Below are 17,030 nucleotides of genomic sequence, written 5' to 3'. Positions count from 1 at the left end.
CGCGCTGGCGGAAAAGCTGAACGACCCGAAGGTCTTTGCGCTGATCAACCTCAACATCCAGCGTCGGTTCACCAGCGGCCATGCGCTGGCGCTTTATGAAAACTGCTACCGGTTCCTGCGGACGGGGAGCACGGGCTGGTGGTCGCTGGACCTGTTCCGGCGGCTGATGGGGGTGGCCGACAGCCCCTATTACGAGACCTACAAGCACCTGAACGCCAAGATCATCAAGCCGGCGGTGGCCGAGGTGAACAAGACCTCGAACATCGTGGTGACGCCCGAGACGCGGAAGATGGGGCGGACGGTGACCGACATCCGCTTCCGCATCGCCGAGAACCCGCAACTGGCGATCCTGGACCTGGACGATGGCGGCGGGATCCGGTCGTCGGAGGTCTATGCAAGGCTGCGCGCGCTTGGCGTCAGCGACAGGCTGGCGCGGCAGTGGATCGGCGAACACGGCGAGGGCCACGTGCGGGGCAAGCTGGATTACGTGGCGGGGCAGGGGGGTGTGAAGAACCCCGTGGGCTACCTGACGACGGTCCTGAGACAGGATTACGGCGCGGCGGACGTTTCGCCGCGAAACGTTCCGCCCCCGGCGCCCGAAGCGCTGTCGGCCCGGGCGCGGAAGCTGAAACGCATACAGGAGCTGGCCGCGGCCCGGACGCCGACGCAGCGGGATGCGGACAAGCGGTTGTTCCTGTCCAAGCTGGAAGGCCCGGCCCGGGACGATTTCGAGCGGCACGGCTGGATGTCGGCGCTGAACAAGGCCGCGATCGAGGCCTTCTGGGAGAGCCTGTCGCCCGGCGCGCTGGACGGGACCGACTCGTAGGGCCGGAGATACACCCGGGCCTGAAGCTGTCCGACTGTCGTCTGGCCGATAGCAAGCCGATATGCGGCGTCCTGGGGTCGGGCGGATCAGATCGCGGCGCGTCCCGGCTCTGCCGGGCCGGGGACAAACGGGCCCATCAGGCGCATGGCCTTGGCCGCTTCGGCCATGCGGGGGCCCAGGTCCTTTTCGACATATTCCTCGCGCGCGCTGAAGCGGGGCAGGCCGCAGGAAAGCGCGACCCGCAGCCCGTCATCGGTTACGCCCAAAGGTGTCGAGACCGCGACGATGTTGGCCCTCCAGTCGCCGTAGGAGGTGCAGAAGCCTTCGGTGCGGCAGCGGGTGATGCTGGCAGCGGTCAGTTCGGCATGGCTTTCGAATTCCGCGGGAAATTTCTGTCGAAGCTCGGCCAGCTTGTCAAAAAGCGCCTGACCTTCCAGCAGGGACAGAAGCGCGCGCCCGCTGGCGGATCGGTGCAAGGGCCCCGTGACACCGGATTCGGGAACATGGGGAAAGCTGGTCGGGTTGCCGACATTCTGGATCTGCACGAACTGGTCGTCGGTCATCACGGCCAGGGTGACATTGCCGCCGCTCATCTCGGCCAGTTCACGCATCGGCGGGACCAGGCGGTGCCGCCACCGGGTCGCGGCTAGAACCGGGTAGGACAGGGACAGGATCCGGGGGGCCAGCCGGAAGGCCCCCTTCGGATCGCGCCGAAGATAGCCCATGTGCACAAGGGTCTTGCACAGTCGCGATACGGTGGCCCGGTTCAGCCCAAGCCGCCGCGCGATTTCGGAATTCGACAGCGAAATCTCGCTGTCACTGTAAAGCGCCAGGATCTCCAGCCCTCGTATCAGTGTCGATGACAGGGCCTGATCCGTGCCCGTGTCCCGGGGCAGGTCACACCGGCCCGCATCTGCCCACTGATTGAGAGTTGTCCTGCCGTCTGTCAAAGAATCCCTTGCTCCCGGTATTTTGCAACGTCGTCGTCGCTGAGGTTCAAGAGAGTCTTGTATATGTAATCATTGTCCGCTCCCAGAGCCTTGGCGGCCCAGCGGATATGGCCGGGGTCGTTCCGGTAACGGGGCACCAGGCCTTGCATGCGAACCTCTCCGAAGTCTTCGTCTTCAACCTTAACGATAGCTTCGCGGGCTTTGAACTGGGGATCGTCGAAAATCTGGTCGATGCCGTAGATCGGCGCCAGTGTGCCGTTCGATTCGCGGAAGGCGGCCAACACTTCGTCAAGCGTGTGTGACGCGATCCAGGCGCTGAAGATCCGGTCCAGCTCCTGCACGTTGTCGACCCTGCTGGCATTGGAACTGAACCGCGGGTCGTCCACCAGGTCCGGGCGGCCGATCGCGTTGGCGTTGTTTGAAAAGGTGGTGTTGGTCGATCCCGCCAGCGAGACATAGCGCTTGTCCAGCGTCATGTAGACATCGGACGGCGCGGAGTAGGTGTTCTTGTTGCCCACCCGTTCGCGGACGTGGCCCAGCTGGTCGTATTCGATGGCCAGCGATTCCAGGATGCGCAGCATCGCTTCGGTCAGGGCAAGGTCGATCTCCTCGCCCTGTTCGCGGCCCGGCTGCATTGCCTTGACCAGCGCGGCCGAGATCGCGAAGGCCCCGAACAGCCCGCCGATGGAATCCGCCAGCGGATACCCGGTATGAACCGGCGCGCGGTCGGGATCGCCCGTGATGTGGGTCAGCCCGCCCATCGCTTCGAAGATCCGGGCGAAGCCGGGTTGGGTCGCGGACGGTCCGGTCTGACCGTAGCCGCTTACCCGCAGGACGACCAGTTTCGGGTTCGCCTTCCACAGCGTTTCGATGTCGAGCCCCCACCGCGCCAGCGTGCCGGGGCGGAAGTTTTCGATCAGGACATCGACCTGGCCTATCAGGTCCAGAAACAGCTTCGCCCCGTCCGGGCGGCGCAGATCCAGCGTGCCATGGTACTTGCCGCGATTGGTCACCTTCCACCAGAGCGACTTGCCGTCCTTGAACGGGGGAAAGCCGCGCAGCCCGTCGCCCGCACCCGGGAGCTCCAGCTTGATCACCTCGGCCCCGAAATCGGCCAGCAGCGAACCGGCCATCGGTCCCGCAATGATTGTGGCGATATCCAGGATCTTGATGCCGGAAAGCGGGCCGGTGCCGGGATCGGGTCGGGTCATGAAGGTGCTCCAGTCGAAACGTATTTGACAAGCATTACGATATATGAAACGAAATGGTCAACAAGGCGATATAATAAACCTTGGGAGGGGAAATGCGTTTCGATACTTCGAACAGGTCCGCGGCAATGGAGTCGCGGGTTTCAGCTTTCTTCGAGCGCGAGGTCCTTCCCCGGCATCGTGACTGGGTCGAACAGGTCATGCGCCAGGGCCGCCCGGCGGATTTCCTGCCCGCGCTGCGCGACAAGGCCCGCGCGGAGGGGCTGTGGAACCTCGCGCTGCCGGCACTGGGCGATGACGAACCCGGCACGCGCCTGACCAATCTCGAATTTGCCCCCCTGGCCGAGATCATGGGCAAGCTTCCCTGGGGCAGCCAGGTCTTCAACTGCCAGGCGCCGGACGTCCCGAACATGGCAATGTTGCAGGCACTGGCGACGCCGGAACAGAAAGCGCGCTGGCTTGATCCGTTGCTGGACGGCACGACCCGTTCGGCCTTCGCGATGACAGAGCCCGATGTCGCGTCGTCCGATGCATCGAACATCGCCACGCGGCTGGACTTTGACGGTGACAGTATCCGCATCAACGGCCGGAAGTGGTTCGCCACCGGCGGTGCGCATCCCGATTGTTCCTTCCTGATCGTGATGGGCATCAGCGATCCCGACAATGCCCGCACGGCCCGTCAGAGCATGGTTCTGGTCCCCACCGATACGCCCGGGCTGACCGTCACGCGGGAACTCAGCTATCTGGGCTGGGAGGACCACGTGGCCCCCATCGCACAGATCGAGCTGAACGATGTCATCGTGCCGGCCGAAAACCTGCTGGGCGAGCGTGGCCGCGGCTTCAAGGGCGCGCAGGTGCGTCTTGGCCCCGCGCGGATCCACCATGCGATGCGCTGCATCGGGCTGGCCGAAATGCTGGTCGAACTGATGATCGTCCGCGCCCGCGAACGTACCGCCTTCGGGCGCGCGGTGATCGACTACGACACGATCCAGCGCTGGATCGGCGAGGCACGGGTGGACATCGACATGAACCGGCTGGCGATCCAGCGCTGTGCCTGGCTGCTGGACCAGGGCGGAGACACGGCAAGCTGGCGGCCGGTGTCGATGATCAAGGTGTCCGTCCCCAACATGCTGCAGAAGATCGCGGATCGCGCGTTGCAGATCTTCGGCGCGATGGGCGGGCTTGACGATCTGCCGATCCACCATGCCTTTGCCTATGCCCGCTGGTTCCGCATCGGCGACGGGCCGGACGAAGTGCACCTGCGCCAGATCTTCCGGTCCGAACCGCAGCCCGGCTGGTCGCTGGCCGACAGCCCCTACCTGGCGGTGCCTGCCGGCACCGGCCCCATGCGGAGCGCCGCAGAATGAGCAAAGCCATCCATCCACGCACCATCGTTTTGGGTGTCGCCGCGCTTCTGTCGGCGTTGCTGGCCGCCCAATCGATCTACGTGGCCTATGCCGGGCCCTGGGATATCTCGTTCGGGCGCAATGCCCTGATGGGTGCCGCGGTGGTGATCGTGCTGGTGACGCGTCCCGTCTACGGGGCGCTGATTCCTCCTGCCTTCGTCAAGGTCGCGGCAAGCCTGCTGGATGCCGTGCTGATCGCCGTGGCCGTGCTGGCCACCTATCGCTTCACGCAGGTCGAACACCTGATGGAGCAGACATTCTACTTTTTCTCGGCCTATGACACCTGGCTGGCCCTTGCGGCCTGCGCCGTGCTGCTGGAGGCGACACGACGGCTTTTTGGCCTGCCCATCGTGATCATCGCGGTTCTGGTGCTGCTGTACTGCTTCTTCGGGAACTATCTGCCGGGCTTCCTGAACCACGCGGGCATGACGCTGAACCGGACGATGGAAACGGTCTGGTACGGCTACCAGGGGGTCTTCGGGATGCCGACGGGCGTCGTGATCCGGGTTGTCCTGGTCTTCGTCGTCTTCGGTGTGATCCTTGAAGGTACCGGCGCCAGCGATGCGCTGATCCGCACCTCGGTCGCGCTGACGGGGGGCACGCGGGGCGGTCCGGCGCATTCGGCCGTGGTGGCCAGCGCGCTGTTCGGGTCGATGTCCGGGAGCGTCACGGCCAATGTCGTAGGCTCCGGGTCGTTCACCATCCCGATGATCAAGCGCCGGGGCTTTTCCGCCGCCACCGCCGGCGGGATCGAGGCCGCGGCCTCGACCGGGGGTCAGATCGTGCCGCCGGTCATGGGGGCGGCCGCCTTCCTGATGGCCGACCTGACCGGAGAGCTTTATACCACCATCGCCGTGGCCGCGCTGATCCCGGCGCTGTTCTACTATGGATCGCTGTTCGCCGCGATTTCGGTCCAGGCCGCCGCCCGCGGGATCGCGCCGGTGCCGGCCGAAGAGCGCGTCAAGCTGACCCGCCGCGATTACGTCCTGTCGCTGCAGTTCGCGCTGCCGATCCTGGCCATCGTTGCCGTCCTGGTGATGGGCCGGTCGCCGGCCATGGCCGGGTTCGTCGCCGCCGTGCTTGCCATCGTGCTGGGGCTGTTCCGGTCGCAGAACCGCAAGAACCCGAAGATGTACTGGGACGTGGCGGTGAAGGCCGGGCAGGCCTGCGCGTCGATCCTTGTCGCCGTGGGCTGTATCGGCATCATCCTGGGCGTCATGAACCTGACCGGGCTGGGCCTGTCCTTTGCTTCGGTGATCTCGTCGTTTTCGGACACGTGGCTGTTCGGGTCACTGCTCGTCACGGCCTTTGCCTGCCTGATCCTGGGCATGGGCATGCCCACGCTGCCGGCTTACCTGATCATCGTGCTGGTGCTGGGGCCGGTGATGACGAAGCTGGGCGCAGACCTTCTGGCCGTCCACATGTTCGTCTTCTACTTCGGCGTCCTGTCGGCGATCACGCCGCCCGTGGCCATCGGCGCCTTCGCAGCGGCCCCCATTGCCGAGGCAAACCCGATGCGCACCGCCTTCGTGGCCGTGCGGCTGGCACTGGTCGGCTTCATCATTCCGTTCATCTTCATCTACGAGCCGTCGCTGCTTTTGATCGGGGCGTTCGACCCGATGGCCTTCGCCCGGGTCTGCGTGTCTCTGGCGCTGGCGATATGGCTGCTCAACACCGGGCTGATCGGCCATGCCCGCAAGCGGCTGGGCTGGCCCGAACGCATCTTGCGCATGATGCTGGCGGCCGGGCTCGTGATCCAGGTGCCGGCACTGCAATACGTGCTGGTTGCCTGTTCGGTCGCCCTTCTTTTCCTGTCCGGCCGCAACAACGAAAGCGCGGCCGGACGGGAACAGACGGCCTCATCGTGACAATCCAGGGAGGACTACGATGCTACTAAGGAAACTGAAGACCGCAGCGCTTGCGCTCGCCTCGGGCGCGGTGCTGATGGCAGGCACGGCAACGGCCGACGCGCAGACGCTGCGTATGGCCTCGCTTGGGCAGGCCTCGCCCACGACCGTGTTTTCCATCGCGCTCAGCCAGGCGATGAAAAAGGATTACGGCTATTCGACCCAGCTTGCCACCGGGTCGCCGGCGACGCGGCAGGCGGTCGAAGCGGCGATGCAGCAGCTCGATCTTTTCGTCACGGCCGTGTCGATAAACAGCTACCTGAAGAACGGCACGCGGATGTACGAAAAGATGGACAACGCGCCCGAGCTTTTCAGCGAATTGCGGTCGATCGTGAACTACCCGCTGGGCGCCTATCACGGCATCGCCTGGGCCGACACCGGCATCAATTCCATGGCCGACATGAAAGGCAAGAAGGTCTTCGTGGGGCCGCCGTCCTCGGCCGGGAGAACCGTGATCCTGCAGGTGATCAAGGGTGTCACCGGCTACGAGCCCGACAAGGACTTCACCCCCGTGAACCTTGACTGGGCGTCGGCCGAACAGGCCTTCCAGGACCGCCAGGTCGATGTCTACTTCGTGCCGACCCCGATCCCGTCGGCCGAACTTCAGCAGCTGTCCGCCCTGGGCGAATTCCGGGTGCTGGGCATTCCCGATGACAAGGTCGACAGCGAAGGCGTGAAAGCGGCGTCGAGCGTGCCGGGGCGCGAATTCGATTTCCTGCAGCCCGGAACCTATTCCGGCCAGGTGAACGAAAAGCCGGTCCGGATGGTCAGCTCGATCGTGGGGCTGGGCACCAACAAGTGGATGGACGAGGAGGTGGCCTACAACGTCACCAAGGCCGTCTTCGAAAACCACGATGCGCTGGTGCAGGCGGCAAAGTGGATGTCGATCATCACGCCCGAGAACGCGCTGAACCAGATGAACGCACCGCTCCATGTCGGGGCCTACAAGTACTACAAGGAAATCGGTGTCGATGTGCCCGAAGACCTGATCCCGCCCGAGGCGAAGTAAGACCATCCCCCGCGGCTGCCGTTGGGTGGCCGCGGGATGCGCAAGGCTTGAAGACCCGCTCTCTGACCTGATCCCCGAACGGCCATGGCCCGATCCGCGCCGCTGCGCCTATCGCGCGTCGCCGTCGCCTCCGCGTATTCCGATGGGCGACGCGGCCCCGGCGGCAGGACGGTGGGCGGGAAGCCAAAGGAGAAGTCCGCATGAATACCGAAACGTCCCCCGTGACCGAGGTTGTCACCGAACGGGACGGCACCGTCCTGACCATTTCGCTGGACGGTCCGAAGACCCGAAATTCGATCAGTCCGCCCGTCTACAAGGCGCTGCAATCCGCGATCATCGCGGCCGGAGAGGATCCCGGCGTGCGCGCCATCGTGCTGACGGGGCGCCACGGTTTCTTCAGTTCCGGCGGGAACATCCACAATCTGAAAGCCAGCGCGCAAAGCACCATGGCCGAGGTGACAGGCAACACCGACGCGCTGAACGCGATGATCCTGTCGATCCGCGCCTGCCCCACGCCCGTGATCGCCGCCGTCGAAGGCGGCGCGGCGGGCGCCGGCATGTCGCTGGCGCTGGCTTGCGACATGATCGTGGCGGCGGAGGCCGCAAAGTTCGTGGTGGCCTACGTCAAGATCGGCCTCGCTCCCGATGGCGGCGTGACCCACTTCCTGAACGCGTCGCTGCCCCGCCAGCTGGTGACCGAGATGTGCCTGACGGGCAATCCCGTCGAAGCCGACCGGCTGCATGTGCTGGGTCTGGTCAATGCCGTGGCCCCGGTGGGCGACGCACTGGCCACGGCCCAAGGCATGGCCGCGAAACTGGCGGCGGGGGCGGTCGGGGCGATGGCGATCATCAAGGATGAAATCGGCGCAGCCGCCACCAACGACCTGGCCACGCACCTCGCGGTTGAGGCCGGCGGCATCAACCGCGCCCGTTTCGGGGCCGAGGCCGCCGAAGGGCTGAGTGCGTTTCTGGAAAAACGGAAACCGGATTTCGCCGGCAAGGCGTGAACGAAGGGAACGGGAATGATCAGGGATAAGGCGAAGCTCGACCGTCTGCTGAACGATGTCCATGACTGGGTGCGCACCGTTGCGCATCCGAACGAAAACCGCGTGGCAGAGCTGAACGAAGTGCCGCCCGACATCGTCCGGGACATGGCGGCGCGCGGCTTCTTCGGCTGGTCCATCCCCGAGGAATACGGGGGGCTTGGCCTGACGACGGAAGAGCTTGTCATGGGCGCGATGGAGCTGTCGCAATGCGCTGTCGCCTATCGCGCGCGGGTGGGCACGAATACCGGCATCGGGTCGGAAGCGCTGGTGGCCGACGGGACCGAGGCGCAGAAGTCGAAATACCTGCCCCTGATGGCGCGGGGCGAGGCGACGGGCTGCCTGGCGCTGACCGAACCCAATGCCGGATCGGAAGCGTCGAACATCGAAACCACGGCACGGCGCGTGGGCGACACCTACATCCTGAACGGGATGAAGCGGTACATCACCAACGCGCCGATTGCCGATCTGTTCACGGTGCTGGCGCGGACCGAAGACGGGACGACCGGATCGAAGGGCATCACTGCCTTCATCGTCGAACGCGGGTTCGAAGGGCTTTCGACCAGCGCGCCCTACAAGATGATGGGGCAGGCGGGGTCCCCGGTTGGCGAGATTTACTTCAACGATTGCCGCGTGCCCGCCGAGAACGTGATCGGCGGTCAGGAAGGCGTGGGCTTCAAGACCGCGATGAAGGTCCTGAACAAGCAGCGCATCCACCTGTCGGCGCTGTGCACCGGCCCCGCGATCCGGATGCTGGAGCTGGCGATGGACCACGCAAGCGACCGGGAACAGTTCGGGCAGAAGGTCATCGATTTCCAGCTGGTCGCCGCCCTGCTGGCGGATTGCCGCGCCGAGATCGAGGCCGCCAAGCAACTGGTGCTGGCCACCGCCCGGTCGCGGGACGAGGGCCGGGACATCGCGCTGGAGGCGTCGATCTGCAAGTATTTCGCGTCCGAGATGTGCGGCCGCGTGGCCGACCGCTGCGTGCAGGTGTTCGGTGGCGCAGGGTATGTCGCCGATCACAGCCCCATCGAACGGTACTACCGGGATGTGCGCCTGTTCCGGCTGTACGAAGGCACAAGCCAGATTCACCAGCTGAACATCGTCAAGCAGATGCAGCGCCGGCAGGCGGCGGGCGGAGCGGTCGCATGAGGGCGTATCGGCTGGAAGCCGACGGCAAGATGAGCCGCGGCCGCCTTGTGCAGATGTCCCCCGACGCTCTCAGCGCCGGGGATACGCTGATCCGCACGCAATATGCCGGGGTCAACTACAAGGATGCGCTGGCGGGGCAGGGCAAGGCGCCCATCGCGACGTCGCTGCCGATCAACGGCGGGATCGAAGCCGTGGGTCATGTCGTCGAAAGCACGTCGGACCTCCTGGAGCCGGGGCAGGCGGTGATCGCCCATGGCATGGGGCTGGGCGTCGCGCGCGATGGCGGGCTGGCGGGCTATGTCCGGGGCGATGCCGAATGGATCGTGCCGGTACCGAAAGGATTGTCGCAGCTCGAAGCCGCCACCGTGGGCGTTGCCGGCTTTTCCGCCGCAATGGCCGTGGACCGCCTGGAAAGTCTTGGTGTCGAACCCGACCGGGGCCCGGTTGCCGTGACCGGTGCGACCGGCGGCGTGGGCGTCCAGGCCGTCGCGATGCTGGCGCGGCTGGGATACGAGGTCGTGGCCGTCAGTTCGAAGTCCGATGCCGGCGAAGAACTGCGCGCCCTGGGCGCATCCGAGGTGATCGCGCCGCCCGAAGCGTCGAACCGCATGATCGAGCCGCCCCGCTGGAGCGGCGCCATCGACACGGTCGGCGGCGATCTTCTGGCCTGGCTCTTGCGCAGCGCTGCGCCCGAGGCCGCGATCGCATCGATCGGCAATGCCGGGGGCAACCGGGTGCCCACATCCGTCATGCCGTTCATCCTGCGCGGAGTCACGTTGACGGGCATCGTGGGCAACGCGCCCCCGCCGCTGCGCCGCCGGATCTGGGATCGCATCGGCACCGATCTGCGCCCGCCCAGGGTTTCGTCCATTGCGCGGGTGATCGACCCGGAGGAAATTCATGACACGATGGGCGAAATGATCTCCGGCCGGACCAGGGGGCGCTCGATCGTGGCGTTCTGCGGTGGCTGATTGCTGACCGTCAGGCGATGATCACCACCACGCTTCTGCTGGCGCCGGTCTTCATGCTGGTCGTTCTGGGCAATCTCCTGCGACGGGCCGGAATGCCGGGGGACGGCTTTTGGCCGCTGGCGGAAAAGCTGGGCTATTACGTGATGATCCCGGCGCTGCTGTTCCACAAGATCTCGACCGCCGACATCGACATCGATCTGGTCGTTCCGTTCGGGCTGGTGCTTGGAGGCGCGTTCTACGTGGCCGGAATCTTCGCCCTGCTGGCCACATGGCTGTTGCGGATCGACGCCCCCCGGCGCGCCTCTGTCCTGCAGGGAGCGGTGCGGCACAACGGTTTCCTTGCCTTGGCAGTGGCCGAGCGATTGTACGGATCGGAAGGCCTGGCGGTCGCCGCTCTGGGTGCGGCGATCCTGGCGCTGATCACCAACCTGTCGCTGGTGCCGGTTCTGGTGACCCTGAATGCAAACGGCGCGCAGGGATCGGTTACGGGCAAGGTGGCGCGGGACATCGCGCGCAACCCGATCATCCTGTCGATCTGCGCCGGGCTTCTGGGGAACGTCCTGCTGCCCGGCCATGTCCCCGTGCTGCATGACATCACGGGCATGCTGGGCGCCATTGCGCTGCCGCTGATGCTGCTGTGCGTCGGGGCGGGCCTGCGCCTGCGCGGGCTCAAGGCGCAGGTCGCACCGCTGGCCGTGGCGTCGCTTGGCCGTTTCGTCGTCTTTCCGCTGTGCGTGCTGTTGATTCCGACGGGTCTTTCGGCCTCGCAAATGACGATCATGATGATCTTCGCCACCGTGCCCACGGCGCCGTCGTCATCGGCGCTTGCCGCGCAAACCGGGGGCGACGTGCCCCTGATGAACGCCATCGTCACGCTCGAAACCTTGCTGGCCTTCGTGACGCTGCCCGCGACGCTGTCGCTGGCCGGGATGGTTCTGGGCCGCTAGGGGGAAAAAGGCGGAATGTGTCCCGGTGGGCCGGACGACACCAAACGCCCGCCGGTCGGTTCCGGGCAACGACGCGTCCGGGGTCGGAGGCGTCCAAGTTTCGCGTGGCGTGATTTCCGGGCTGTCCGGGGAGGGGAGGGCGCATGCCGGGGCAAGGACCCACGCACCCGGCGGCTGTCCGGCAGTTAACCGGGGTGGAAAAGAATACAACAAGCTCGTTTGCGATTCCCTGACCTCCCTGATAGGGACGGTCTCGATGTCGAAAGCGAAGTGCATACTGAAGCCTCCCGTAAGGCTCTGAACCTGTCGTGGCCGGATCATGGCCACATCTGCTTTCACGTCAGAACAATCCGTAAAACGAAGGAGAACTCCATGCGCTCGTTGAAGCTTGCTTCGACTGCCCTTGCCGTCACGCTTACCCTGCCTCTCGCAGCCCAGGCGCAGGACGCGGGCGACCAGTGCGGCGAAGTCTCGATCGCCCAGATGGGTTGGGCCGCGGCTGAAGTCACCACCAACATCGCCCAGTTCCTGCTGGAACAGGGCTATGGCTGTGATGTCACGCTGGTCCAGTCCGACACCATTCCCGCCATCACCTCGGTTGCCGAAAACGGCGAGCCGGACGTGGTGACCAATCTCTGGCTGAACTCGGCCGGCGACGCCTACAACCGCCTTGAAGAAGGCGGCACGATCAAGCGCCTGACCTCGGTTCTGGAACCGGGCGGCGTCGAAGGCTGGTGGCTGCCGACGTCGCTGGTCGAAGCGCACCCCGAACTGGCGACCATCGAGGGTATCCTCGACAATCCCGAACTTGTCGGGAGCCGCTTCAACAACTGTCCCGATGGCTGGGGCTGCCGCGTCGTGTCCGACAACCTGTCGCGCGCGCTGGATCTTGAAGGCCACGGCATCGAGGTCTTCAATCACGGGTCCGGTGAAACGCTGGCGACCTCGATGGGCGCCGCCGTCACCAATGACGAGCCGTGGTTCGGCTACTACTGGGGCCCGACCGTTCCGCTGGGCATGTACGACATGACCAAGGTCGATCTTGGCGGCTATGACGCCGAAGCCTTCGGCCCGCTGCAGAACGCCGACACGCCCGACCCGAAGGTCTCGGACTTCCCGGCCGCGCCGATCCTGACCTCGGTCACCGCGGACTTCGCCGAGACCCAGCCGGAACTGACCGAGTTCTTCACCAACATGACGTTCTCGACCGAACAGATGTCGAGCCTGCTGGCCTGGAAACAGGAAAACAACGCCTCGAACGAGGAAGTTGCCGTCTATTTCCTGACGTCCTCGCCCGACACCTGGAGCGGCTGGGTGAGCGATGCCGCTCGTGAGCGCCTTTCGGCCCTGCTGGACTGATCACGCATTGCCCCCAGCCGGGGCGCAAGATGAAACGGGGCCGGACAGCCGGCCCCGTTCTGTTGTTTCACAACGAGGGTGGGCCGCGACGGTCCAAAGACACACATGGCAACCTATGACGGCCTTTTCGACACGTTGGGTTTGAGAGACTGGTGCGACGCCGAGGCCTCGGATGGCCCGATGTCCATGGCGGACCTCATGGCCCGCACCCAGGGTGGCGACGAGGCCGCCGGAACGCCGCTCCGCGATCTTCCCTTTCCATCGCTCGATGCGCTGCACGACGCCTGCGCCGCTATCCCGCAATCGCGTGCCCTGACCAAGGGTCTTGAAACCGGGTTCCTCGATATCCGGGATTCCCTGCGCTTCGTTGTCGACCCGCTGACCCAACCGTTGAGCTGGGCGCTTGAAAACATGCTGTGGGTGATGACCGAAACGCCCTGGTGGGTGATGTTCCCGGTCCTGCTGCTGATCACGTGGGCCGTGGGCCGGTCGTGGAAGGTCGTGGGGTTCGTGGCGCTTGTCATCGCGGGGCTTGCCTTCGTCGATCACTACGACGTCGCGATGCAGACCCTGGCGATCATCTTCGTGTGCGCGTTCATATGCGTGCTGTTCGGCGTGCCCATAGGCATCGCCATGTCCCGCAGCGACAGGTTGCAGGGCGTGCTGACGCCGGTGCTGGACATGCTGCAGACGCTGCCGCCCTTCGTCTACCTGATCCCGCTGATCTTCCTTTTCTCGGTGACCGAGCCAAAGCTCTACGGTATCGCCGTGATCCTTTATGCCATCGTGCCTGTGGTGCGTCTGACGAACCTCGGCATCCGGCTTGTCGATCCCGACGTGATCGAAGCCGCCGACGCCTTCGGCATGACAAAAAGCCAGAAGCTGTTCGGTGTGCAGATCCCGCTGGCGCTGCCCAACATCATGGCCGGCGTCAACCAGACGATCATGATGAGCCTCGCCATGGTGGTCATCGCCTCGATGGTTTCGGCCCCCGGGCTGGGCATCCTCGTGCTGCGCGGCATCCGCAATCTTGAACTGGGCGTGGGCCTTGTTGCGGGTCTTGGCATCGTCGTTCTGGCCATCGCGCTGGATCGCGTGACCAAGGCGTCGCTGGCGCGGATCGATGCCAGCCAATCCAGCCGGTAAGGAGAGACCGAAATGACCGACAAGACCATCAAAGTCTCGATCCGCCACCTGTTCAAGATCTTCGGCCCGGACCCGGAGACCGCGCTTGCCGCGGTGCGCGAGGGCAAGTCCAAGGACGATCTGCTTGAGGAAACCGGCCACGTGCTGGGCCTGCAGGACATCAATGTCGACATGAAGGAGGGCGAGATCACCGTGATCATGGGCCTTTCGGGGTCGGGCAAGTCGACGCTGATCCGCCACCTGAACCGCCTGATCGAACCCACCGCGGGCGAGGTTCTGGTGAACGACGAGGACGTGCTGGCCTACTCCGACAGCCAGCTGCGCCAGTTGCGCCGCGAACGCATGTCGATGGTGTTCCAGAAGTTCGCCCTGCTGCCGCACCGCACCGTTCTGGAAAACGCGGGCATGGCGCTGCTGACCCGCGGCATCAAGCGGGAGGAGGCCGACCGCGAGGCGCAGAAGTGGATCGACCGTGTCGGTCTTTCGGGCAATGGCGAACAATATCCGCACCAGCTTTCGGGCGGGATGCAGCAGCGCGTGGGCATTGCCCGGGCGCTGGCGTCGAATTCGGATATCATGCTGATGGACGAGGCGTTCTCGGCGCTCGATCCGCTGATCCGGACGGACATGCAGGACCTGCTGCTGGAACTGCAGAAGGAACTGCAGAAGACCATCGTCTTCATCACCCACGATCTGGACGAGGCGCTGAAGCTTGCCGATCACCTTGTGATCCTGAAGGATGGTGCCGTGATCCAGCAGGGCGAGCCGCAACAGATCCTGCTGAACCCGTCGGACCCGTATATCGAGGACTTCGTGGCCGACATCAATCGCGCCCGGGTGCTGCGGGTCCGCTCGATCATGGCAAAGGACAAACCGGACGGTCAGGTCGTCGGGGAGGTGGCTCCGGACGACAACCTGGAAAGCGTTATCGCACTGGCAGACGGCGCGATGGGCAGTGTGTGCAACGTGACGGTGCAGGGCGAGACGATTGGATATGTCAGCATGGTCGAAATTGTCCGCGCCCTGGTCCCCCGCCGGGTCGGAGAAGCGGCCTGACCTATTGCGTGATCTTCGGATTGGCGGACACGTTCAGCCTGACATCGGCACCCTGACGAAGCACCGTTGCGCCGGACACGTCATCGGCCAGCGGTCACGATGGCGACGAGGATGACAGTCATGGTCATGCCGGTGCCACGGGTGCCGTGGCCGCCGACGCCAGGAAAGGCGCCGCCGACCGCAAGAGACCATGCGACATGGGCACGTTCAGGAAGGTCGACTGGCAATCCGTCCCCGGCCTTGACAGCAGGGACCCCGAGGACGGCGAAGCGGCACTACCGCGTCAGCCCATCCAGCGACGAACGGGGGCGTTGGCCTCTTCCAGCGGTTGGGTGACGACGTCGACCAGCGTCGGCCCGTCATGCTCCACCGCTTCGCGCAGCACGCGTTCAAGATCGGCCGGGTCCTCGACGCGCCAGGATTTCACGCCGTAGGCGGCGGCGACGGCGGCCTGGTCCACCCGGTTGAAATCGACGTTGTAGTACCGCGATCCCTTGTCGGCCATCTGGCTGGCCTTGATCCAGCCGAAGTTGGAGTTCGAGAACACCACGAAGGTGATCGGCGCCTTCGCACGGCAGACGGTTTCCAGCTCGCCCACGGTGAAGCCGAAGGACCCGTCGCCCATCAGCGCGACCGTCTTGCTGGACGGACGGCCATGCCATGCGCCCAGCGAGGCCGCCAGCGAATACCCCAGCGCGCCGTGCGCGCGGTTGGTGATGAAGTAACGTCCGGCCAGCTGTTGCTGGTAATAGGCGGAATAATAGGGGCACGAGGTGCCGGGATCGGACACGACGATGGCATCGGACGGCAGCACCTTCATCAGGTCGGAAATCACGCGCTCGGGCCGGATCGGGGTGTCGCCCGCGTCGGCGATGCGGTCGAAGATCTCGAACTTGCGGCGCTTGATGTCGGCCACGGCGGCCGCACCGCCGAAGGTCGAAAGCCCCTGTTCGTGGCGGTCGAGCTCGGCGTTGACCATTTCCAGCGACATGCGCAGATCGCCCACCACGCCCACTTCGGTGGGCAGGTTGGCGCCGATCACCATCGGATCGACGTCGAAATGCACGATGCGGGTGCCGACGCTGGGCGCCTCCCACCGGGCGGTGGTGGTGGAGCCGGCGCGGCAACCCATGAAGACGATCAGGTCGGCCGCCTGCATCATCTCCCATGTCTGGTCGGTCCCGCCGTTGGAGCCCACGACGCCAAGCGCGTTCGGATGGGTATCGGCCAGCGATCCCTGCCCGGAAATCGAGGTCGCAACCGCGATGTCCAGCCGGGTGGCGATCCGGTCAAGCTCGGGCATCGCGCCGGCGACGACCACGCCGCCTCCGCAGACGATCAGCGGGCTCTTGGCCGACAGGATCGCGTCCACCGCCGCTTCGACCGACCCGGTATCGGGGCCGGTGGTGTAGGCCGGGTAGCTGGCCGTTTTGGGATCGGCCCAGATGTCCGTCGGATCGACGCTGTCGTACTGGATGTCATAGGGCAGGCCCAGATGGGCGGCGCCGGGGCGTCCCGTGGTCATGGCGCGGAAGGCCGCGCGGACCATGCGCGGGATGTGGGCCGATTGCTTGATGACCGTGTTCCACTTGGTCAGGGGCCGCATCAGCGCCTCCTGGTCGACTTCGGTCAGGGGGTACTTGCCGTAGGTGGATACCGAGATGTCGGTCGTGATCGCCAGAATGGCATAGGAGCTTTCCGAGGCTTCGATCAGCCCCGGCAGGATATAGGTCGCGCCGCCGCCCGACGGGCCTTCGCAGACGCCGGGCTTTCCGGTGACGCGGGAATAGCCGTCGGCCATGTAGGCCGCGCTGCGTTCGTCCCGCGTCAGCACGTGGTTGATCTTGTGATCGAGCAGGTGCATCGCGTCGTAGAACGGCAGCGTGGTGTCACCGCAAAGCCCGAAGATATGATCCACGCCCTGCGCTTCGAGCATCCGGACCATGGCTTCGGCGCCGTTGAGCGTATTTTCCATGACTGTGTCTCCTTGTCGGTGCGCGGGGCCAAACGCCGGGCGAGCATTTCTGTATTTCAAACTGTATACAGATGC

At 65.2% G+C, this 17,030-nt stretch carries 14 protein-coding genes; 11 read left to right on the top strand and 3 right to left on the bottom strand.

Features of this window, described 5'->3' with window-relative positions:
• On the top strand, positions 1 to 826 hold an 826-nt coding region (locus tag D4754_RS19125; protein WP_163025981.1), incomplete at its 5' end, for a replication initiation protein.
• 86 nt (positions 827 to 912) lie between these two features.
• On the opposite strand, the gene D4754_RS19120 is transcribed toward D4754_RS19125, so the two are convergent.
• Both D4754_RS19120 and D4754_RS19115 read right to left on the bottom strand, forming a co-directional pair.
• Entirely contained in the window at positions 913 to 1,776 is an 864-nt protein-coding gene (locus D4754_RS19120) for an IclR family transcriptional regulator (RefSeq protein WP_121066811.1), read from the bottom strand.
• Positions 1,773 to 2,987, bottom strand: coding sequence for a CaiB/BaiF CoA transferase family protein (locus D4754_RS19115; protein WP_121066808.1), 1,215 nt, complete (start codon positions 2,985 to 2,987; stop codon positions 1,773 to 1,775). The genes D4754_RS19120 and D4754_RS19115 overlap by 4 nt, the downstream gene beginning before the upstream one ends.
• A 92-nt stretch (positions 2,988 to 3,079) precedes the next feature.
• On the opposite strand from D4754_RS19115, the gene D4754_RS19110 reads away from it, so the two are divergent.
• The 10 genes from D4754_RS19110 (at position 3,080) to D4754_RS19065 (ending at position 14,980) form a co-directional block, all read left to right on the top strand.
• Entirely contained in the window at positions 3,080 to 4,351 is a 1,272-nt protein-coding gene (locus tag D4754_RS19110) for an acyl-CoA dehydrogenase family protein (protein ID WP_121066805.1), read from the top strand.
• The gene (locus D4754_RS19105) at positions 4,348 to 6,258 is read left to right on the top strand and encodes a TRAP transporter permease (RefSeq protein WP_121066802.1); all 1,911 of its coding nucleotides are present in this window, start codon (positions 4,348 to 4,350) and stop codon (positions 6,256 to 6,258) included. Before D4754_RS19110 ends, D4754_RS19105 begins: the two co-directional genes overlap by 4 nt.
• A 19-nt stretch (positions 6,259 to 6,277) precedes the next feature.
• The gene (locus tag D4754_RS19100) at positions 6,278 to 7,306 is read left to right on the top strand and encodes a TAXI family TRAP transporter solute-binding subunit (protein ID WP_121066800.1); all 1,029 of its coding nucleotides are present in this window, start codon (positions 6,278 to 6,280) and stop codon (positions 7,304 to 7,306) included.
• A gap of 200 nt (positions 7,307 to 7,506) precedes the next feature.
• Positions 7,507 to 8,313, top strand: coding sequence for an oxepin-CoA hydrolase, alternative type (locus D4754_RS19095; RefSeq protein WP_121066797.1), 807 nt, complete (start codon positions 7,507 to 7,509; stop codon positions 8,311 to 8,313).
• A 15-nt stretch (positions 8,314 to 8,328) separates the two neighbouring features.
• On the top strand, positions 8,329 to 9,501 hold the full coding sequence (locus D4754_RS19090) for an acyl-CoA dehydrogenase family protein (protein ID WP_121066794.1): 1,173 nt from the start codon (positions 8,329 to 8,331) through the stop codon (positions 9,499 to 9,501).
• Complete coding sequence (locus D4754_RS19085) at positions 9,498 to 10,472, top strand: YhdH/YhfP family quinone oxidoreductase (RefSeq protein ID WP_121066791.1); 975 nt, start codon at positions 9,498 to 9,500, stop codon at positions 10,470 to 10,472. Before D4754_RS19090 ends, D4754_RS19085 begins: the two co-directional genes overlap by 4 nt.
• 17 nt (positions 10,473 to 10,489) lie before the next feature.
• Entirely contained in the window at positions 10,490 to 11,419 is a 930-nt protein-coding gene (locus D4754_RS19080; protein WP_121066788.1) for an AEC family transporter, read from the top strand.
• A gap of 372 nt (positions 11,420 to 11,791) precedes the next feature.
• Positions 11,792 to 12,778 (top strand): ABC transporter substrate-binding protein, encoded by a 987-nt coding sequence (locus D4754_RS19075; protein ID WP_121066786.1) that lies wholly within the window; start codon positions 11,792 to 11,794, stop codon positions 12,776 to 12,778.
• A gap of 105 nt (positions 12,779 to 12,883) precedes the next feature.
• On the top strand, positions 12,884 to 13,924 hold the full coding sequence (locus D4754_RS19070; protein ID WP_121066782.1) for an ABC transporter permease: 1,041 nt from the start codon (positions 12,884 to 12,886) through the stop codon (positions 13,922 to 13,924).
• 12 nt (positions 13,925 to 13,936) lie between these two features.
• On the top strand, positions 13,937 to 14,980 hold the full coding sequence (locus D4754_RS19065) for a quaternary amine ABC transporter ATP-binding protein (RefSeq protein ID WP_121066778.1): 1,044 nt from the start codon (positions 13,937 to 13,939) through the stop codon (positions 14,978 to 14,980).
• A 283-nt stretch (positions 14,981 to 15,263) separates the two neighbouring features.
• Here the strand turns inward: D4754_RS19065 and D4754_RS19060 are convergent, their stop codons facing one another.
• Complete coding sequence (locus D4754_RS19060) at positions 15,264 to 16,955, bottom strand: thiamine pyrophosphate-binding protein (RefSeq protein ID WP_121066775.1); 1,692 nt, start codon at positions 16,953 to 16,955, stop codon at positions 15,264 to 15,266.
• Positions 16,956 to 17,030 lie beyond the last annotated feature (75 nt).

The sequence above is a fragment of the Chachezhania antarctica genome, assembly GCF_003646465.1.
In the GTDB taxonomy this organism is placed as follows: Bacteria; Pseudomonadota; Alphaproteobacteria; order Rhodobacterales; family Rhodobacteraceae; genus Chachezhania; species Chachezhania antarctica.
This window is presented reverse-complemented; position numbering and strand designations above follow the sequence as displayed.